The sequence below is a fragment of the Winogradskyella vidalii genome (assembly GCF_013403955.1).
GTDB lineage: Bacteria > Bacteroidota > Bacteroidia > Flavobacteriales > Flavobacteriaceae > Winogradskyella > Winogradskyella vidalii.
Map to the genome: position 1 here is coordinate 1341014 of NZ_JABFDG010000001.1, position 21631 is coordinate 1362644.

Annotated in this window: 16 protein-coding genes and 1 pseudogene; 12 read left to right on the top strand and 5 right to left on the bottom strand. The window is 33.6% G+C overall.

The genetic code is table 11. The features are described 5' to 3' along the window. The first annotated feature begins 93 nt into the window (after nt 1-93). On the top strand, nt 94-1551 hold the full coding sequence (locus HM982_RS05740; protein WP_179352144.1) for an NAD(P)/FAD-dependent oxidoreductase: 1458 nt from the start codon (nt 94-96) through the stop codon (nt 1549-1551). Nucleotides 1552-1642: 91 nt separating this feature from the next. Continuing rightward, nucleotides 1643-1777, top strand: a complete 135-nt coding sequence (locus tag HM982_RS18615; RefSeq protein WP_256371294.1) for a hypothetical protein — start codon at nt 1643-1645, stop codon at nt 1775-1777. 118 nt (nt 1778-1895) lie between these two features. Here HM982_RS18615 and nadB read toward each other — a convergent pair whose 3' ends face one another. From nadB to HM982_RS05760, 4 genes are all read right to left on the bottom strand, one after another. Then, entirely contained in the window at nt 1896-3479 is a 1584-nt protein-coding gene (nadB, locus tag HM982_RS05745; RefSeq protein ID WP_218849765.1) for an L-aspartate oxidase, read from the bottom strand. Between the two features lie 10 nt (nt 3480-3489). Next, the gene (gene nadA / locus HM982_RS05750; RefSeq protein WP_179352145.1) at nt 3490-4485 is read right to left on the bottom strand and encodes a quinolinate synthase NadA; all 996 of its coding nucleotides are present in this window, start codon (nt 4483-4485) and stop codon (nt 3490-3492) included. 208 nt (nt 4486-4693) lie between these two features. Further along, a complete protein-coding gene (pncA, locus tag HM982_RS05755; protein WP_179352146.1) occupies nt 4694-5296 on the bottom strand; it encodes a bifunctional nicotinamidase/pyrazinamidase in 603 nt (200 codons plus the stop codon). Between the two features lie 2 nt (nt 5297-5298). Next, the gene (locus HM982_RS05760) at nt 5299-6696 is read right to left on the bottom strand and encodes a nicotinate phosphoribosyltransferase (protein WP_179352147.1); all 1398 of its coding nucleotides are present in this window, start codon (nt 6694-6696) and stop codon (nt 5299-5301) included. A 230-nt stretch (nt 6697-6926) separates the two neighbouring features. Between HM982_RS05760 and HM982_RS05765 the strand changes: the two genes are divergently transcribed. The 5 genes from HM982_RS05765 (at nt 6927) to HM982_RS05785 (ending at nt 13493) form a co-directional block, all read left to right on the top strand. Beyond that, nucleotides 6927-8237: a TolC family protein gene (locus tag HM982_RS05765; RefSeq protein WP_179352148.1), complete on the top strand. Its 1311-nt coding sequence runs from the start codon at nt 6927-6929 to the stop codon at nt 8235-8237. 80 nt (nt 8238-8317) lie between these two features. After that, nucleotides 8318-9397 carry an efflux RND transporter periplasmic adaptor subunit gene (locus tag HM982_RS05770; RefSeq protein WP_179352149.1) on the top strand — a complete coding sequence of 360 codons (1080 nt, stop codon included), beginning with the start codon at nt 8318-8320 and terminating at the stop codon, nt 9395-9397. 189 nt (nt 9398-9586) lie between these two features. Continuing rightward, complete coding sequence (locus HM982_RS05775; protein ID WP_179352150.1) at nt 9587-12781, top strand: efflux RND transporter permease subunit; 3195 nt, start codon at nt 9587-9589, stop codon at nt 12779-12781. Nucleotides 12782-12909: 128 nt separating this feature from the next. Further along, a complete protein-coding gene (locus HM982_RS05780; RefSeq protein WP_179352151.1) occupies nt 12910-13215 on the top strand; it encodes a hypothetical protein in 306 nt (101 codons plus the stop codon). A gap of 68 nt (nt 13216-13283) precedes the next feature. Then, nucleotides 13284-13493 carry a YgaP family membrane protein gene (locus HM982_RS05785; RefSeq protein ID WP_179352152.1) on the top strand — a complete coding sequence of 70 codons (210 nt, stop codon included), beginning with the start codon at nt 13284-13286 and terminating at the stop codon, nt 13491-13493. Nucleotides 13494-13558: 65 nt separating this feature from the next. On the opposite strand, the gene HM982_RS05790 is transcribed toward HM982_RS05785, so the two are convergent. Continuing rightward, nucleotides 13559-15295 carry an alkaline phosphatase D family protein gene (locus HM982_RS05790; protein ID WP_179352153.1) on the bottom strand — a complete coding sequence of 579 codons (1737 nt, stop codon included), beginning with the start codon at nt 15293-15295 and terminating at the stop codon, nt 13559-13561. A gap of 194 nt (nt 15296-15489) precedes the next feature. Here HM982_RS05790 and HM982_RS05795 point away from each other — a divergent pair. The 5 genes and pseudogenes from HM982_RS05795 to HM982_RS05815 all read left to right on the top strand — a co-directional run bounded on the left by HM982_RS05795 (nt 15490) and on the right by HM982_RS05815 (nt 21546). Beyond that, nucleotides 15490-15851: pseudogene (locus HM982_RS05795) on the top strand (DUF4870 domain-containing protein). A 134-nt stretch (nt 15852-15985) separates the two neighbouring features. Then, nucleotides 15986-18895 (top strand): sensor histidine kinase, encoded by a 2910-nt coding sequence (locus HM982_RS05800; protein ID WP_179352154.1) that lies wholly within the window; start codon nt 15986-15988, stop codon nt 18893-18895. 7 nt (nt 18896-18902) lie between these two features. Next, entirely contained in the window at nt 18903-19655 is a 753-nt protein-coding gene (locus HM982_RS05805; protein ID WP_179352155.1) for a LytR/AlgR family response regulator transcription factor, read from the top strand. 113 nt (nt 19656-19768) lie between these two features. Continuing rightward, entirely contained in the window at nt 19769-21001 is a 1233-nt protein-coding gene (locus HM982_RS05810) for a hypothetical protein (protein WP_179352156.1), read from the top strand. Nucleotides 21002-21039: 38 nt separating this feature from the next. Next, nucleotides 21040-21546, top strand: coding sequence for a hypothetical protein (locus tag HM982_RS05815; protein WP_179352157.1), 507 nt, complete (start codon nt 21040-21042; stop codon nt 21544-21546). Nucleotides 21547-21631 lie beyond the last annotated feature (85 nt).

Genomic DNA, 21631 nt, shown 5'->3' on the forward strand with positions numbered 1-21631 from the left:
ATTTAGGCTTTAAGGTACTTTTTTATTCCTACTGATTCACATCATTTTATAGCCTATTTTTTAATCTAAATTCACCAAAACAAAACATAAGTAATGTCTAAAATTGTCATTTTAGGAGCAGGTATTTCTGGTCATGTTGCAGCAGCACATTTACGAAGAAAATTGTCTAAAGAACACGACGTTGTTGTTGTGTCTCCTAACAGTAATTACCAATGGATTCCATCTAATATTTGGGTTGGTATTGGTCGAATGAAATCCGAAAAAATATTGTTTCCGTTAGCACCATTATATAAAAAGAAGAGGATTGGTTTTAAGCAGGCTAAAGCCATTTCATTTCATCCTGAAGGTGATAAAACCGAACAAAAACCCTATGTCTTATCAGAATATGTTGTTGGTGCTAATAAAGGGCAACAAGAAAAAGTCACCTACGACTACTTAATTAATGCCACAGGACCAAAATTGAATTTTGAAGCTACTGAAGGCTTAATTCCTGGAGAAAACAAAACCTATTCTGTTTGTACGTATACCCATGCCGAACACGCCTGGAAAGGTTTAAACGATGTTATTCAACAAATGAAAGCTGGTAAGAAAATCAAAATCTTGATTGGTACAGGTCATGCCAAATCCACTTGCCAAGGTGCTGCTTTTGAATATATTCTTAATGTTGAACAAGAGCTTCGTAATCACAATGTTCGTGATATGGCTGAAATTACTTGGATTGCAAATGAACACGAATTAGGTGACTTTGGAATGGATGGTGTTTTGATGAGCTACAACGATATGATTATGAAATCGAGTGAGTTGGTTGAAATGATTTTTGAAGATCGAGGCATTAAATGGATTATTGAAGCAGGCGTTAATAAAATTGAAGATGGTGTAGCGCATTACGAAACTTTGGATGGTGAATACAAAACGGAACCCTATGATTTTGCGATGTTAATTCCGGCATTTTCAGGACATGGTTTTAAAGCTTATGACAAAAACGAAAATGATATCACTGAAAAACTTTTCAAAGGGTTCATGATTGTAGATGCCGATTATACGCCAAAACCTTATGAGGAGTGGACGGTACAAGATTGGCCAGAAACCTATCAGAACCCGAGTTATAAAAATATATATGCACCTGGAATTGCCTTTGCGCCACCACATGCGATTTCTAAACCTCGCAAAAGTAAAAACGGAACCGATATTTCACCTGCGCCACCTAGAACAGGAATGCCTTCAGGTATCACAGCTAAATTAGTTGCCGAAAACATCATTGATACAATTAAAAATGGTAAAGATTCCGTAGAACATAAAGGTTCATTAGGAAATATGGGTGCTGCTTGTATCGCTTCTGCAGGATTTGGATTTTGGAAAGGTAGTGGAGTTAGTATTACGACGTTTCCTATAGTTCCAGATTTTAAAACCTATCCGGATTCTCATGGTAGACATTTAGGAAAAACATTTGGTTCTATTGGTTTAGCAGGCCACTGGCTTAAGCTAATGTTACACTATGCGTTTATTTATAAAGCAAAAATGAAACCATTTTGGTGGTTGATTCCGGAATAGGAATCAAACTTAAAAAAGTTGATTCCGGAATAAATAAGTGCTCAGTCATAGTATTCAGTAAACTAAAAATTAGTATAAAAATTAAAATATCATGAAAAGAATATCACCAAGAATGCGATTTAGAATGATGAATCCTGTTCTGCAGTTTTTCAAGTTTATAATTCTAAGCATAAAAATAATGGTTATCGTCGCTGGTGGACATGGCGGCACAAGAAAAGTTAACTGATGTGGTTGTCAGTTTTTTTGGTTGGTTAGCGAGAAGCATTCGTTTTATAATGGATGCTTCTTCTTTAATTCTAATTTCTATTCGTAAAATAGAATAGCTTTATCTAAATTTTAAAATATTACACCAAATCCATATTGTAAAATCCACCACAGTTTTCTTTTCGTTTTTTTGAAAATTTAGTAATTAAATAAGCGGTTATAATTAGGTTTCGTAACTCACATAATTCCGAAGATAATTCCGAATGGTCATACAATCGTTTATTGTCCTTGTGAAGAACTCGTAAACGTTTTTCAGCACGCAATAAACGTTCGTTAGAGCGTACAATTCCTACATAATTACTCATTATAGTTTTAACTTCATTTTTGTCGTGCGTAATTAAAATATTTTCCATGTTTTTAATCACACCGCTATCATTCCATTCCGGGATTCCTTTTGGCATGGCGACCTTGTTAAATTTTTTATTTACATGCAAATAAGCGCGGTGCGCATAGACTAATCCTTCTAGTAAAGAATTTGAAGCTAGTCGATTGCCACCGTGTAAACCTGTTCGGGTCACCTCACCACAAGCATATAGGTTTTTGATAGAGGTTCTGCCATTTTTACTCACTTTAACACCACCACAGATGTAGTGAGATGCTGGTAAAACTGGTATGTAGTCTTTTCTAATGTCAATACCAAGCGAAGCACATTTTTCAGTGATGTTAGGGAAGTGCGTTTTGAATTTTTCGTAATCTAAATGGGAGCAATCTAAGTACACGTGAGGCGAACCGCTTTTCTTTAATTCGTTATCAATCGCTCTAGCTACAATATCTCGCGATGCTAATTCTTCGCGTTTATCATAGTTGTGCATAAATGCTTTTCCCTCAATAGTTTTTAATTTGGCTCCAAAACCTCTAACTGCTTCCGAAATTAAAAAAGCAGGATATTCCCCAGGATTATACAAGGCTGTTGGGTGAAATTGAATAAATTCTACATCTGCAATTTCAGCTTTTGCTCTATAAGCCATAGCTAAACCATCACCTGTTGCTACTTCCGGATTTGTAGTCGTTTCGTATACTTGGCCGTTACCTCCCGAAGCTAACATGGTAAATTTGCTTACAAAGGTTTTTACAACCGATTTCTTTTCATCCAAGACATAAGCTCCAAAGCAAGATATTTTGGTATGGCGCTTTGTTTTGGTTTTTTTAGCTTGATGTTCTGTAATAAAATCAATAGCATAATGGTGCTCTAGAAATTCAATATTAGGCTGTGCATTGACTTGAGCAATTAAAGCCCGTTCAATTTCAGCACCAGTCACATCGGTATGATGTAAAATACGGTTTTGTGAATGGCCACCTTCACGACCTAAATCGTATTCCCCTGCATCATTTTTATCAAATTTGGTTCCCCAATCAATTAATTCTTGTAGACGTTCTGGAGCGTGTTTTACCACCATTCTTACCACTTTTTCATCGCACAAGCCATCACCGGCAATTAATGTGTCTTGTATGTGCTGTTCAAAACTATCGATTGTTTTGTCATAAACGGTTGCAATACCACCTTGTGCATACTTGGTGTTGGATTCTGTTTTTTCGTCTTTAGTGACAATGATGACTTTAGAATCTTTATATTGAATTGCTATTTTTAAGGCAAAAGTTAGGCCTGAAACACCAGAACCAATAACTAAAAAATCGGATTCTATTATTTTTTTTTCACTTACCATGTCGTCGTATTTATTTTGAAAGCTCTAACATTCTTTCAATAGGAATAATGGCTTTTTTTGCCAATTCAGCGTTCACTTCAATGTAGGGCAATTCGTGTTTTATACACAAATAAAGCTTTTGTAAAGTATTCATTTTCATATAAGCACATTCGCTACAAGCACAAGTATTATCTTCTTTAGCAGGCGCAGGAATAATGTCTTTATCTGGATTTTCTTGCATCATTTGAAATAGAATTCCCGCTTCTGTTGCGACTATAAATTTGGTCTTATTACTGTTTCTTACATGATTTAATAAACCGGCTGTAGAGCCAATATATTTAGCTACTTGGAGTAAATGGGATTCCGATTCTGGGTGTGCAATAATTTCAGCATCCGCATGGGCTTTATGCAAGTCAATTAATTTTTCCAAAGAAAATGCTTCATGAACAAGGCAAGAGCCATCCCAAAGCAACATATTACGTCCGGTTTCTTTATTTAAGAAAGCGCCTAAATTTCTATCGGGAGCAAAAATGATAGGTTGCTCTTTCGGAATTGCATCTACGATTTTTTTAGCATTAGAAGACGTACAAACATAATCGCTAAGCGCTTTGATTTCAGCAGAGCAATTAATATAGGTAACAACGACATGATTAGGATATTGCTTTTTAAATTCAGAAAATTTATCTGGTGGACAAGAGTCTGCTAAAGAACAACCCGCTAATAAATCTGGCAACAGGACCTTCTTATTTGGATTTAAAATTTTAGCAGTTTCCGCCATAAAATGCACACCAGCAAAAATTATCACGTCGGCATCGGTTTTAGCTGCTTGTTGTGCTAAAGCTAAACTATCACCAACAAAATCTGCAATTTCTTGGATTTCGTCTCTTTGATAATAATGCGCTAATAGAATAGCATTTTTCTCTTTTTTTAAGCGATTTATTTCTTTTACGTAATCAATATTTGGCGTTTCAATATCTAAGTACCCTTTTTGTTTCAGGTTTAATTTGGCGGATTCTAATCGTTGCATTTTTAAGAAGTTTCAATACGTATTTTAAAAATAGCGCATAAGTCTTTTGCAAAAATAGAATGTTCATTTTTTTTAAAACATGATAAAAAACATATAAATATTGTGAATTTATCTGAGCGATAGTCTGTGAATGATGATAAAATCTACAGGTTGTAAAAGACTATAGTTAACTAATTTTATGAGATTGATGTCGTAATTTTAATCAAATTTAAAATTCTGATGTTACTATTTTAATTCCCTTAATAACCATTTTTGTTTTAAGCTTTTCAAATCCTTTAGTATCTAATGCTTTAGAGGCGTCTTCTATAAAAGTACAGTTAAATCCCTCATTGTAAGCATCAATAATTGAAAAGTAAACACAGATATCAGAAGCTAAACCACATAAGAAGAGTTCGGTGGTTCCTTTTTCTTTTAAATAACTCGCCAATCCGGTTGATTTTATATGGCCGTTGTCATAAAACGCGCTATAACTGTCAATGTTTTTATCTGTTCCTTTTCTAAAAATAGCTTCAAAATTTTCAGTATTTAAATCCGGATGAAATTCAGCGCCTTCTGTGCCTTGCACACAATGATTTGGCCACAAGGTTTGTGGTTGACCATGAAGTTCAATCACATCAAAATTAGATGTCCCGTCATGATTGCTAGCAAAACTAATATGATTCTTAGGATGCCAATCTTGAGTGCCAATTATCAAATCAAATTGATGTTGTATGCCATTGATGATAGATACAATTTTATCTCCATCAGGAACAGGAAGCGCCCCGCTTGGCATAAAATCATTCTGTACATCAATTATCAGGAGGGTTTTCATATTTAGAATTTATGTTGTTTTATTAAAGTGTCGCGCTCATTCTTAAGTTGAGAACTCAAACCAATTTTGTAAATATGCGGATTTTGAAAACGCTTGTATTCATTGGGAAGTTGTTTTAAGCGCGCTTGAGAATATTCCGAAATTTCAGTAACGGTTCTCGATGGAACTGTTTTTTTTCCATCTTTCATCACTTGTTCAAGAAGCGGTTCATGTTTAAAAGAATTAAGATCTAGGCTTTTAGTTGTGTCAAAAGGATGTTCCATTAGCGCCACTTTATCTTCAGAAAAAAGTCCTGTTGCATCTGCTCCGTAAAACATACCTTTATCGTCTATCATCCGATACACTTGCTTTTTAAAAGGTAAGGATATTTTAATAATATTTTCAGAAAGTTTGATTCTTGGTGTATCATTATATTCTGATAATTTATACACGCCGTCTATGGCAGCATCTGGTTTTCCGGTGACCAGATTTGTACCAACACCAAAAATATCAATAAGCGCCCCTTGTTCTTTTAAACTTTTTATCACATATTCATCCAATTGATTGGACGCTACAATTTTTACATAACCTAAATCGGCATCATCTAGTATAGCTCGCGTTTTTTTAGACAAATAAGCTAAATCGCCACTGTCTAAACGAACGCCTAATAATTGCTCTCCTCGTTGCTCCATTTCTTTGGCTACCGTGATGGCTTTGGGTAGTCCACTTTTAAGCGTATCATAAGTATCTATTAAAAGGACACAGTTTTTTGGTCGCAGTTTAGCAAAGTCTCGAAAAGCTTGTAATTCTTCATCATAACTTTGTATAAAAGAATGTGCCATAGTACCAGAAGACGGAATATTATAATCTTCAGCAGCTTTAACATTACTTGTACTGTCAAAACCTCCAATAGCAGCGGCTCTAGAGGCATAATAACCGCCTGTAGCATGTGCACGACGTAAGCCCATATCTAATAAAATACCATCTTTAGCGCTATATCTTATTCTACTTGCTTTTGTAGCAATCAAGGTCTGAAAATTGAGAATGTTTAATAAAAGCGTCTCAATAATTTGGGCTTCAATAATATTAGCTTCCACTTGCAAGATAGGTCGGTTGGGGAATACCACATCACCTTCTTTGCTAGAATAAATAGTTCCTTTGAAACGAAAATTCTTTAAATAGTCTAAAAAATCACTTTCAAATCCTTGTTGTTTTAAATATGAAATGTCAGATTCAGAGAACTTAAGGGTTTCAAGAATATTTAAAACATCTTCTAATCCTGCAAAAATCGAATAACCACCTTTAAAGGGATTGTGTCTAAAATAATAATCGAAGACCGCGCGTCCATTGGGTTTTGTTCCAAAATAAACTTGGGCCATTGTAATTTGATAGAGGTCGGTATAAGCAGCTGTAATATTCATAAAAAGTTTTAAAAAATAAAGAGAATAAAATTACGGATATTTCGCCACACGAAAGATAAGACCATAAAAAAGTTCAAGTTTATTTACTCTAAAATAAAATTAAACACCTTTTTACGGAATAGTATTAATGAGTGGTATCCTTATGAAAAGACTATTTTTTTCTTCGGTAACATTGGTTACTAACTTAAATTATTTATCGCTCTATTTTTGTATTAGAAATAATTCAAAATATGAAAAGAATAACTTTAATAGGTATGCTTTTAGTGGTGTTTTTCAATCTTGACTTGCAAGCGCAGGAGAAGGTGGCTATTACAAAAGCTGAAGTCTTAAATAAAGTTTCAGAGCATAATACAAGTATTAAAATTTCTGAAGAAGATTTCAATCAGGCCAAAGCAGATTACAGACAAAGCAACGCTATTTTCTTACCCAATATTACAGCGAGTCACACCGCAATAGCAACCACCAATCCGTTAATGGCTTTTGGTTCTAAATTGAATCAGGAAATTCTAACGCAAAACGATTTTAGTCCAGCCTTATTAAATGACCCTTCGCAGATTGAAAATTATGCTACAAAATTTGAAATTCAACAACCCTTAATTAATGTCGATGGGATGTTTAAACGTAAAGCTGCGAAATCTAAAATGGAAGCCATGGCTTTAAAAACGGAACGTACCCAAGAGTATTTAGCTTTTGAGGTAGAAAAAGCTTATATGCAATTACAGTTGGCTTATAAAGCGGTAGATGTTTTAGAAAAAGCATTAGAAGCTGCAAATGCGAATAAAACTTTAGCCGATAATAGTTTAAAACAAGGATATCTACAACGTGCCGATGTTTTGAATGTAGAAGTACGTGTTACCGAAGTGCAAAACCAATTACAAGCCGCAAAAAGTAATGTGCAAAACGCCTCTAATTATTTGTCTTTTTTAATGAATGACGAAAGTTATGTGGTATATACGCCAACGGATAGTTTAACGGTTTCAACCTATACGATGACAGATAAAAGTATTTCAGAAAATCGTTCAGATATTAAGGCGATGCAATTGGCTTCTAATGCTTACGAAGCCATGAATAAAGCTGATAAAATGGCTTTCTTACCACGTTTAAATGCCTTTGGAAGTTATGAATTGTATGATGACCAAATTTTTCAAGCCGATGCTAATGGGTATTTATTTGGAGCACAATTGAGTTGGGATATTTTTCAAGGATCTAAACGCTTTGGTAAAGCTCAAAAAAGTAAATCAGAATTTGAAAAATCAAAACTCGAATACAAACAATACGTATCTCAAAGTAATTTAGAACTAAATAAGGCCAAACGCGCTTTTGTAGATGCTGAAAATAAATTAAAACTAACGGCTTTAGCTTTAGAGCAATCGGAAGAGTCTCTAAGAATAAGAACCAATAGATTTAAAGAGGGTTTAGAAAAAACATCCGATTTATTAATTGCCGAAACACAGTATTCACAGAAGCAACTCGAATATTATCAAACCATTTTTGAATACAATTACGCACAAGCTTATTTACAATTTTTAACCAAGGAATAAAACCTCTTAACTAGAATCGAAGTGACAGAATATTGTCCGGTAGAGCGCAGTCGAGACCTAACTAATAAACAAATTACAAAATGAAAAAATATATTTACTTACTAACCTTAACAGCAACAGCATTTTTTTTAACAAGCTGTGGCAGTGAAGACAAAAAAGCCGTTGTAGATAATTCACCTGCAATTGTTGTAAAGACGAGCCAGGTAGATACTAATGGGAATAGTCCATTTTTATCTGTAAGTGGTAAAATTCAAGCTTCAAATAGTGCAGACTTAAGCACAAGAATGATGGGGTATGTTAATAAAGTGCATGTTAATGTTGGTGATAAAGTAAAAAAAGGGCAATTGTTAGTTTCTATTAATAATGCCGATTTACAAGCTAAGAAAGCCCAAGTTAATGCCGGAATTACTGAGGCAACAGCTGCTTTTAAGAACGCACAAAAAGATTATAACCGTTATAAAAATTTATTTGCCGAAAACAGTGCATCTCAAAAAGAAATGGATGATATGACGGCTAATTTTGAAGTGGCTAAAGCACGTTTAGAATCTGCTAATCAGATGAAAAATGAAGTCAATGCACAATTTACTTATAGTAATATTACAGCGCCATTTAGTGGTACAGTAACGCGTAAAAATGTAGAAGCAGGTAATATGGCAAATCCGGGTGTGCCTTTAGTGAGTATAGAAACACCAGGGCATTTTGAAGTGATGGCTATGGTTCCTGAAACAGAAATTTCTGAAATTAAAAAAGGCACTACAGTTGATGTTTTGGTAAAATCTATTCACCAAACTATTAAAGGAGAAGTTACGGAAGTAAGTACATCTGCTAAAAATACTGGTGGACAATATTTGGTTAAAATTGATTTAGAAAAAACAGAGGCCAATATTTTATCGGGAATGTTTACTACCGTTCAGTTTCCTATTGAAAGAAAATCGAAATCAGAATTAGTATTAGTACCAAGTGAAGCTATAATTACTAAAGGACAATTAACCGGTTTATACACGGTAAGCCAAAGTAATACAGCACTATTGCGTTGGTTACGTTTAGGTAGAACGTACGGAGACCAGGTAGAAGTATTATCGGGTTTAAATGCGGGAGAAACTTATATTGTTTCAGCTGAAGGGAAACTTTTTAATGGAGCTAAAATTAATGTCCAGTAGATAGTGCTTAGTCACAGTTTGCAGTACCCTGCAAGGTTTCAAAAACCTTGTAGGTATTAACAAAGAAGAGTAAATAACACAAGAGTAAGCGCGTTAAGGATAGTAGTGGAAATCCTTTTTTTGCTGCCATGTATGGCAAAAAAAGATTGCAATGCATAGCCTGTTAAAACGCCCAAAATATAAAACAAAATGAAAGAAGGTATCGCAGGTAAAATTGCCAAAGTATTTATACAATCCAAATTAACGGTGTTGTTAATGATTGTATTTATGGTTGTTGGTGTTTATAGTTCATTTTTAATTCCACGTGAAGAGGAACCACAAATTGATGTGCCTATGGCAGACATTTTTGTAGGCTATCCTGGAGCAAGTCCTACGGAAGTAGAATCAAGAGTTATTAAGCCATTAGAGCAATTAATTTCGAATATCAAAGGGGTGGAATATGTGTATTCGACGTCGATGAAAGAGCAAGGTATGGTGATTGTTCAGTTTTATGTGGGCGAAGATATTGAGCGTTCGTTTGTAAAATTATACAACGAAATTAACAAACACATGGACCAAATGCCTGATGGTGTAACGTTTCCTTTAGTAAAAACACGTGCTATTGACGATGTGCCTATGTTAGGCTTAACCTTGTGGAGCGAGAATTATGACGATTACCAATTAAGCCAAATGGCACAGGAGCTAGAGGCGGAAATTAAAAAAGTTAACGATGTAGCGATTACGCATAAAATAGGAGGGAGAGACCGTCAACTACGTGTGGTTTTAGATAAAGATAAATTAGCGGCTAGTGGTTTGGATTTCTTGTCAGTTTCTGAAATGATTAAGGCGAACAACAGTCAATTGAGTTCAGGAAGTTTTGATAAAAACGATACAGAGTTTTTAATTAACACCGGAAAGTTTTTAGAATCGGTTACCGATGTTGAAAATTTAGTGGTTGGTGTTCAGCAAAATCAACCGATTTATTTAAAGCAAGTGGCTCAAATTATAGATGGTCCAGAAGTGCCACAGAATTATGTGAGTTTAGGTTTTGGAAAAGGAAGCGTGAAATCCACTGATTACAAATCAGAATATCCTGCGGTAACAATTTCCGTTGCCAAAAGAAAAGGGGCCGATGCCATGAAAATAGCAGAGGTGATCATTGAAAAAGTAGACCACTTACGTGCTAATTTAATTCCAGATGATGTTCATGTAGAAATTACTAGGAATTACGGAGAAACGGCGTCTCATAAAGTATCGGAATTATTGTGGCACCTTATCGGTTCTATTGTTGCCGTTACTATTGTGGTGATGTTAGCCATGGGCTGGCGAGGAGGATTAGTCGTGTTTTTGTCCGTGCCAATTACGTTTGCTCTAACGTTGTTGAGTTACTATATGATGGATTATACGCTCAACCGAATTACCTTATTCGCATTAGTATTTGTAACAGGTATTGTCGTTGATGATTCCATTATTATTGCCGAAAATATGCACAGGCATTTTAAAATGAAACGTCTACCGTTTAAACAAGCAGCTTTATATGCGATTAATGAAGTGGGGAACCCAACCATATTAGCAACCTTTACAGTTATTGCTTCGGTATTACCAATGGCTTTCGTATCTGGGTTAATGGGGCCATATATGGCGCCAATGCCAATAGGAGCTTCTATAGCAATGATTTTATCACTCTTTGTAGCCTTAACCATTACACCGTATTTGGGCTATATTTTCTTAAGAGAAAAAGATAAAAAAGGTGCGGAAGAAAAACCAGAAAAAGCAATTGAGGACACACGTATATTTAAAATTTACAACAAGTTTGAAAGACCACTTTTAGAAAATAAAGGAAAACGATGGTTGTTTTTATTGGGAACTTTTGCAGTTCTAATGGGTACGATGGTATTATTTTATACCAATTCGGTAGCCGTAAAAATGCTGCCTTTTGATAATAAGAATGAGTTTCAGGTGGTGATTGATATGCCTGAAGGCACTACGCTAGAACGTACAGGTGTTGTGGCTCAAGAAATTTCGCAATACTTATCTACACGACCAGAAGTGGTGAATTATCAAAATTATGTAGGGACTTCTGCACCAATCACCTTTAATGGTTTGGTACGTCATTACGATTTACGTGGTGGTAGTAATATGGCAGATATTCAGGTGAATTTAATAGGAAAAGAAGAACGTACAGCGCAGAGTCACGATATCGCTAAATTATTGCGTCCAGATATTCAGAAAATAGCTTCAAAATATAAGGCGAATGTGAAATTGGTAGAGGTTCCACCAGGACCACCAGTAATGTCTACGATTGTTGCTGAGGTTTATGGCCCTGATTACGATGAGCAAATTAAAGTAGCAAAACATGTAGAAAATATTCTTAATAATACAGCTGATGTTGTCGATGTAGATTGGATGGTAGAAGCAGACCAAACGGAATATCAATTTAAGATTAATAAAGAAAAAGCCATGTTGTATGGTGTAGCACCACAGCAAATTGCTTATACCATGAATATGGCCTTGTCTAACAGAGCGATTACTAATTTGTATGACGAAGATGCGGTTAATCAAATTGGTCTAGTGTTGGCTTTAGATGAAAAAGAGAAATCGACTATTACAGATATTTCACAATTAAAAGTAAAATCTAAGCAAGGCCATATGATGCCAATTTCAGATTTGGTTACGATAAGTGAAACTATGGCAGCAAAGAGTATTGCTCGTAAAAACCAAAAACGTGTCGTTTATGTGATGGCAGATATGGCAGGAGAATTAGAGAGTCCGGCGTATGCTATTTTAGGAATGGAAGAAAAATTAAAAGAGATTCCATTGCCTCCAGGTTACGCTATTAACGAAATGTATTTAGGTCAACCTGAATTTGAAGATGATTATACCGTGAAATGGGATGGTGAATGGCAAATTACTTTGGAAGTATTTAGAGATTTAGGAATTGCCTTTTTAGGAGCTATTATCTTAATCTATATCTTAATTGTAGGATGGTTCCAAAACTTTAAAGCACCAATTGTAATGATGGTTGCAATTCCGTTATCCTTAATCGGAATTATTCTGGGGCACTGGATTATGGGTGCATTCTTCACAGCAACTTCTTTTATTGGTATGATTGCTTTAGCAGGAATTATGGTAAGAAATTCAGTATTACTTATTGATTTTATTAACCTAAGAACAGCAGAAGGTGTACCCTTAAAACAAGCTGCTATTGAAGCTGGAGCTGTAAGAACAACACCAATTTTACTAACAGCAGGAACGGTTGTTATCGGTGCCTTTGTGATTTTGTTTGACCCAATTTTCCAAGGATTAGCCATTTCATTAATGGGAGGAACTATTGTATCAACAGTCTTAACGCTATTGGTTGTACCATTAGTGTATTATATGATAGAGAAGAAGAATTATAAATAAAATCGCGTCAGTTCGAGTGATTCCGAAAGTATTCGGAATTGTGTCGAGAACATATTTAAAAGACTTCTCGATACAATTTTCTATCGAAAATCACTCGAAGTGACGATAATATCAAAATATAGAAACAAATGAAATTAGTCATAGTAACAGCAGTAGAGCAGTTTCAAAAGGAGGTTTTGAATTTGTTCAAAAAAGCAAATATTCAAAATCTAAGTAGTTCTGATATTGATGGACATAAAAATAGTGCTTCCATAACGATGGCGTCTAGTTGGTTTCCTGGTGAAAAATATGGTAATGAATCCCAATTGTTTTTTTCATTTGCAAAAGACGAAAATATTGATGCCTTATTTGAATTGTTAAAAGAATTTAATGCTAATGTAGAAACTAATAACCCTATTAAAGCGGTTGTGGTTCCTATAGAGAAATTTATATAAATAGTAAGTTTAGATACTGAAACGAGTTCAGTATTTTAACCTTTCAGGTGAAATAAAAAAAAGAAAACATGTTAAATACATATTTTAGAGTTATCGTAGGTACAATGGTTTTGTTAAGTGTTGTACTTACCGTTTATGTGAATCCTAATTGGATGTGGTTTACCGTATTTATTGGGGTTAATTTAATTCAGTCTGCTTTTACAAAATGGTGTTTGTTGGAAACTATTTTGGTGAAATTAGGCGTAAAAAAAGAAGGCGGTAGTTGTAAGTCTTGCTAACAACGCTTGCCCTCTTTTGTATATAAAGATAGATTTGGGGCTTCTTTATAAACTATGATATCTAATTATATAGTAATTGTATGTCCGGTTTGTGTGCTATAAGTTTCTGAAAAAACGGTGTCTACAAAGACCCAATTAGAGCTTGTAGCACCAGGACTAAAAGTGACTTCCATATAACCACGTCTTGCAGAATCAAAATAGTTGAGGTCATCAATAAGTATGGTTATGGCTTGTTGAAAACTTGCTACAAAGCTAGGTTCTGAACCTAAATAAGTATCAAACCCAGGAGATGATACGGATGATGTGGCAAATTCAGTTACTGAAGCATTACCGCTATTAGACACAATATTATTTGACCAAGCATTGTGGGTATCACCCGCTAAGACCACCACTTTTTTATCGGCAAAGGCTTCTAATATAATTTCGCGTTCGGTAGGGTAACCATCCCAAGCATCTAAATTATATGGCAAGACGGTATTGATTCTTGCTAATTCGGTTTCTGTAAGTGTAGGGTCATTAGCCTGAACTCTTAATTTGAGTTCTACCAGCTCTCCTAATTGTTGCTGAAAACTAGCCATTGATGAGTCGGAAGCAGAACCTGTTGCTGTAATTTCGGCTATAATGGTTGTTAAAGCCATTAAAAGTTCTGCCGGAACCATCATTTTTCCCATTAAAACTTGTTGGCCTAAAACTTGCCATTCAGCACTGTTACCACTAACTTCATTTATAAGCCAGTTCTTTTGTGTTTCTCCTAAAATAGTCCTATTTGAATCTAACCATTCTTGTTGAAAAGTGCTGGCATCAAAACTACCGGTTGCATCAAAATAGTCGGTTATTACTAATTGTTTATCTCTACCAACTAATCTTGTATCTAACATCACTAGGTTAACTAAATCGCCTATTTGGAAACTACGGTAAATGATACTGATGTCATTAGTTTTAGCTGGTAAATATTCGCTATACGCTTGTAGTGCACTTTGTTTTCTGGTTTCAAAAGATCCTTCATCACTTTGATGATTTTCAGCACCATCTTTATAAGTATCATTGGTGATTTCATGATCGTCCCAAACACATATAAATGGTTTTTTCTGGTGAAGTAATTTTAGATTTTCATCACTTCTGTATTGTTTATATCGGGTTCTATAGTCATTTAAGGAGATGGTTTCATGTGTTGGAGAATGCGTTCGTCCTAAGGCTGCGGTATAGGCATTAGTTCCGTATTCATTTTCTCCATATTCATAGATATAATCTCCTAAATGAATAACAATATCTAAGTCAGAATTCGCCATAGAATTATACACCGTAAATAAGCCAGCCGCATAATTAGCACATGAAGTGACACCTAATTTTACTTGACTTACACCTCCTGTTGCTAAAGTAATGGTTTCACCGATTGGAGAAGTAGTTTCGTCTTCAATATTTATAAAACGGTAATACAGTTTTAAGTTGGCATCTAAATCTTGGATTTCAACAGCTGCTGTAAAATCTCTAGAACTATCTGTTACAACTTCACCACTTCTAAGTATTGTAGTAAAATCACTATCTAAAGAAATTTGCCATTGTAAGGTTACAGAAGGTATTGTGGTTGTGTAGCGTGTCCAGATAATTACCTGTGATTGAGTAGGGTCGAAGCTAGCTACACCCTCATTAAAATTTTGATTTGTAAATCCATTGAAATCTACATCTTCATTTGTAAAATCGTCATCACTACTACAACTAATAAAGTTGGGAACTAATAAAATACCACCTGTAGCTAGGGCTGCGTTTTTTATGAAATTTCTTCTGCTGAAATTCTTATTCATGTCTAAATAACTTTTTTGCGCAAGTTATTTTTAACACTTCATAAGAGTTTTATGAAATTGTTATGAGTCAGTAACTACTGGGTTAAGATTATTGAGTTATGTTAAGCTAACTTTTAAAAATATTATTGGATTGAGTTTAAAATACTGTAACAAATTAGATAAATTAACGTCATATAGTCGTAAAATCATCAATTATGGAATCAAATTATCACACATTAAAACGAACAGACAATCAATTATTGGTCATAACCCACTTATCTCAATTATTAACTTACGCCACAGGTTTTGGAGGACTTATTGCGCCATTAATTCTTTGGGCCACACAAAAAGAACAGGTAGAGGGAATGGATGTGCACGGAAAAGCTATTTTGAATTTTCAAATTAGTATATTAATCTATTCTATAATTAGTATTCCTTTAATTTTGTAGTTGGATTAGGGATTTTAACTTTAATATTAGTAGCCATCCTGGCCTTTATTATGCCAATTATAAATGCCGTAAAAGCAAGTAACGGCGAATTACCATATTATCCGTTGTCTTTTAATTTTGTTAGTTAGGAATTTTTTTTAATGGATTTAAGAAAGCTTCATCTATTTTGGTGAAGCTTTTTTTATTTAGAAAAAAATTACTCTATTACAGAAAAATCAAAAAGCGATACTATATTTATAACCTATGTTTGCTTTTTTTATATATGCGTGTTATTTTAAAAAACATATTAATTTTTATACTACTCTTTATATCTCAATTAGTCATAGCTCAAAATCCTGTGACTGAACATATGGCTAAGGTTTCTAATTTACCAGATATTGAGTTTTATGATATTCTAGAAGACCAAGATAATTATATCTGGCTAGCAGCAGACAAGGGATTATACAGATATGATGGGAAATCGTATAAACGTTTTAGTCACCAACAACAAAAAGGGAGTTCATTATTTCAATTAAGATTAGATGAAAAAGGACGTTTGTGGTGTGCCAATATTCATGGGCAAATTTTTTATGTTGAAGATAATCAATTAAAACTGTTTTTTGACTCCGGTCATTTAGTGAAAGGACAATTACCATCTTATGTTATTTTAGATACTAAAATTCGATTATTTACAATAACTGGAGTTTATGATGTAAATAGAACAACTAAAAAAATCACTAAAATATTTGATGGTATTTGTATTAATCATGCTAATGAGGGAGCAGTTGATTATGTGTATGTCATAAACTTAGAAAAAAACATAAAAGAACATCGTGTCTATAAATTAGACAAATCTAATAACACTAAGATTTTAGAAATTTTAAGTACACAGCGTATACAGTCTCCTAAGTTATTTGCATTTGATAGAGAAGTTTTCCTAATGCATAAGAGTAAAGAGGAAAACGTTATTTTTCTTATTAATAAAATAAACGATACCTCAAAAAAACTGAATACACCACTTCAATTAAAAAAGGATATTATTTATAATCTTTTAAAGATTGATAATGATTATTGGTTTTTAACAGCTTCTGGTGTGTTTATTTACACGTTTAATAATGAAGCGTTTACCTTTAAAAAACAGTTGTTTAGTACGGAATCCATTACGGACGTTGAAATAGATTTTAATAAAAACTATTGGTTTACGACGCTAGATAACGGGGTATTTGTGTCTCCAAATTTAAATATTAAACATATTGAATTAAATTCTATAAAATCTAAGATAACAGCATCTTGTGCTTTAGCCAATAATCAATTTGTATTAGCGACCAATGATGGTAAACTTTTATTTCATAACCAATCTAATCATTTTAAAACATTACTATTACCACAATCAGTAATAATAGGGAATCTGTTTTACGATGCTAAAGCACAACAATTAATTATAAGTGTTAATGCTTCAGAATCCTATGTGGTAGACCTTAAAACGGATAAGATTACTAATACGGTAAATAAATATTCAGTCGCAAAAACCTTTTCAAAAATAAATGATAGTACTCTATTTTACGGTAATTATAAGGAGGGTATTGTTTATAAAAACACATTTTCTTCAGAAGAAAAAAAGGTTATTCGTTCTAGTCGTGTAAAAACTTCTATAGTTACGGATAGTGCACTTTTTGTGTCTTATATTGATGGTGTTTTTAAATACAATTTAAATGCATTTTCATCTGTAGAACTTAAATATAATAAAAACAGTTTGTTGGTTAGTTCTGTTGCTAAAACGGAAAATACGGTTTGGTTGTCTACACAACATAATGGTTTGTTGAAATTTGAAAATGACACACTTTCAAAATCGATAATTTCTCTTCCTAAATCTTTAGAAATAAATACAATAAAATCCGAAGATATTTTTTTATGGATTTCTACAGATCAAGGCTTATATAAGTATAATACTAAAACGAAGAGTTTAAAATCGTTAAGTGCTCAAGATGGATTAAATACTGCTGTAAATTCTTTTCTTATTCTTAAAGATGTTATTATCATAACCTTACCCAAATCATATTATATATTACCAAAAAGTAAAGGGTTATTTAAAGATTTTAAAACGGCTAAAATCAATGTAGAAACGGTAATTATAAATGATCGAGATACCTTGGTGCAAAGTCATTATAAACTTCCATACAATCGCAATAAAATTAGTGTTAAATTTAATTCAAACGGATTTCAATCTAACCAGCACGTGGTGTACCAATATCGTGTAAAAGAGATGGATTCCACTTGGCATGACTTACCTGTAAATACACATTTTGTGAATTTTAATAGTCTTTCTAGTGGCACCTATACGTTAGAACTAAAGGCTAAAAATCTTAGTGCTAAAGATGCTATTTTTACGTCACCAATTACTTTTATAATTACAGAAGCTTTTTGGGAAACCTGGTGGTTTTATACTATAATATTAGGGAGTGCTTTGGGAGGACTTTGGTTGTATTTTAGACGACGACTCAAACAAAAAGAAGCACAGCGTATTGTAGAAATAGACAAAGTTCTTGTCGATAAGAAAATTACTAATTTAAGGTTAGAAAATTTACGCTCACAAATGAATCCGCATTTTATTTTTAATGCGTTAAATTCTATTCAAGATTATATTGTGTCTAATGAAAAAGAATTAGCAAGCTCGTATTTAGTAAAGTTTAGCCGATTAATTCGGATGTATCTCGATTATAGTCAGCAAAACGAAATCACCTTACAAGAAGAATTAAATGCTTTAAAATTGTATTTAGAATTAGAAAAAGTACGTTTTGAAGACGAGTTAGAATATCAAATTCATATAGATTATCAACTAAAAACAAAACAAATAAAAGTGCCCTCGTTATTCATTCAGCCTTATGTGGAAAATGCTTTAAAACACGGCTTATTACATAAAACAACGGATAGACAATTAAAGGTTGAAGCTAAAATTATTGAAAACAATAACTTACAAATTACTATTGAAGATAATGGTATAGGTAGAGCACAATCCGAAAAATTAAAACGCCCTAACCAACAGCACAAACCTTTTGCAACCAAAGCCAATGAAGAACGTGTGCACCTTTACAAAAACAAATTAAAACGTAATATAACCATCGCTATTGAAGATTTGTACAATGAAAATCAAACCGCTTCAGGAACCAAGGTGGTTATAACAATGCCTATATAATACAACCATGAAAGCCATAATTATAGACGACGAAAAACGCGCCAGACACTTACTATCTAAGCTCATAACTGAACATTGTACAAGTATCACAAGTATTGCAGAAGCGCAAGATTTATCTTCTGGTGTGGACTTAATAAAGTCTTCAAAACCAGATATTGTATTTTTAGATATTGAAATGCCAAATCAGTCCGGTTTAGATATTTTAGAATACTTTCCAAATCAAATCAATTTTAAAATCATATTTGTCACCGCGTATAACCAATATGCTATTGAAGCCTTCAAATTATCTGCAGTGGATTATCTGTTAAAACCTGTTGATACTAACGAATTAAAAGAAGCGGTGACCAAAGCCGAAGAAGCAATAAAAGCTAACAATTTAAACGATCAATTAAATAAGTTGCGCGACTCTCTAAAGCAGTTATCCATGGATAAAATAGCCTTAGAAATCCCTAAAGGTATCATGTTTGCATCTCATAACGACATTGTATATTTTGAAGCCGATAGCATGTACACCAAAGTACATTTAATAGATGGCAAACAAAAAACGATTTGCAAGCCCTTAAAGCATTTTGTAGCGCAATTAGAAGGTAATGCCATGTTTTTTAAATGTCATCGTTCCTATTTAATCAACCTAAAATACGTAGACGAATTGGTAAAAGATGATGGCGATTATTTATTGATGACGAATAAAAAACGAATACCTATTTCAAAATCTAAACGCGATCAGTTTTTAGAAGTCATTAAGGAAACATTTTTATGAGATTAGCTTAAAATTTCGTTTTCATTTAGAAAAAAAATCCACAGCTTTAGAAAAATCGCTATTAAGAATGGGGGTTTAGTTACTTCTTTTGAAGTCTATTAAACACAATTCTTATGAAAAAAATAATTCTATTATTAGTTTTAGCATTATGCTACAATACTTCCAATGCACAATTGGGTAAAATGCTAAAGAAGAAAGCCAAAGCAGCAGTAGAGAAGAAGCTGAAAAACAAAGAGGAGGCAAGCTCATCTTCAAAATCCGACAATGCTACAGGAATGGTTGGTAGTACTTCAACTTCCAATAAAAATGCATCTAAAACTGAATATACTGATGAAGAATTTAAAGCAGAATTAGCCAAAAAATACCCTAACGACCAAGCAAAGCAAGATTTATATTATCAAAAATATCTCGAGAAAAAACAAAAGGAAGCCGACGCTAATAAACCTAAAACAGCCTCTAATATAAGTGATGACTTTTTATACATGTCTTATCCTTTTGCAATGACTAAAGGGATGAGTGCTGTTGGTGTAGACCGTGTAAAATTAAGACGTCAGATGACTGATATGGGCGATAATATCGATGTGTTACCAGCCCAAGATCCTGATTATGCTTGGTTACGTTTTTTAACAACACCAGAATTAGAAGCCATGTCACCAGAAGGTTATATTGGTTATGAGTTAGTATCCGGAATGTTTACCACCAAAGTAGGTGCAGACCGATCACAAACGCTCGAGCTTGGTACAGGAATGCCAATTTTGGTAAGAGGAATGCTTATTGCAGACGATGTGTTTGTTATTTACGCGGCATCGCATCAAGGTGGTCATGCGTTTAATGTACCATCGTATATGCATCAAAAAGATATTACCATTTTAAATGTAATTGGTAAAGGCGAGCAACAGTTTCATTTAGATTGGTTAGAAAAAGCAAAGCCGATAGTAATAGAATTTGAAGCAACCTTAAAAGCCAATTATGATGCTGCGGCAAAATCTACAATGGCGGCTATAAAAATGCCCAAAGCAGGAACTATGAATAGTAACACATCATTAGTAAATTTTGCTAAACAAAATGTGTCTAAAACTATTGAGAAAGATGGTGCTCAACTTTTGAAGTTAAATATAGAATCTAACGATTGGAGTGTGGTTAAAAACAAATATACAGGTCACATTTTGTACCGTTGGATTAAAGGGGCATTTACCGAAAAAAATAAAAATAACGACTGCTACTTACAAGGCTTTTTAATTAAGCAACAATATAATGGTAGTGGTTATGGTAGTTCAGAATTTGGTGGGATTATTCATGGACAAATGCCTTACGGCCAAAAAATTAACTGCGAAAACGCCAATTAAAACCATAGATGCAATACATCCTAAAAACCTTATAAATTATGAAAAAGTTATTTATACTTCTAACTATTTTAACTATTGGCGCAGCACAACCTGTAAATGCGCAATTCTTTAAAAAAGTTAAAGAAAAATTAGATCAACCACTTATAAAAAAGAAGAATAAAAAAATAAGTGAAGAAGAGCTAGAAAGAAGAAAAAATATTAAGCTACCAGATGCTGGCATTTTAGATAAAGATGAAGCTTTAAAAGCCATTGCAGTAAAAGGTTTAGATGCGTATTATAGTAAGCATAGTATGAGCAACACGCATCAATATATTACATCAAACAATTGGTCTACCGTAAAACATAAAGATACAGGAGTGCCTTTATACCAATGGGCTGTAGGTGCTGTTGTTCAAAGAAATTCAGATGGTCAATGTATGCTTTACGAGTTTATTCTGAGACGCGAATATACAGGAGGTGGTAATTATGGTGATACTTATTTTAATGGCATAAATAGAGGAACGATTAAAGCGCCTTATGGTAATTATATAGCTTGCGTAGAATAATACCTAAAAGGTATGTACTTTCAACGTTTTAAAAGAGTTTACAAGATGTAGACTCTTTTTTTATTTAGAAAAAAATCGAAGTGTT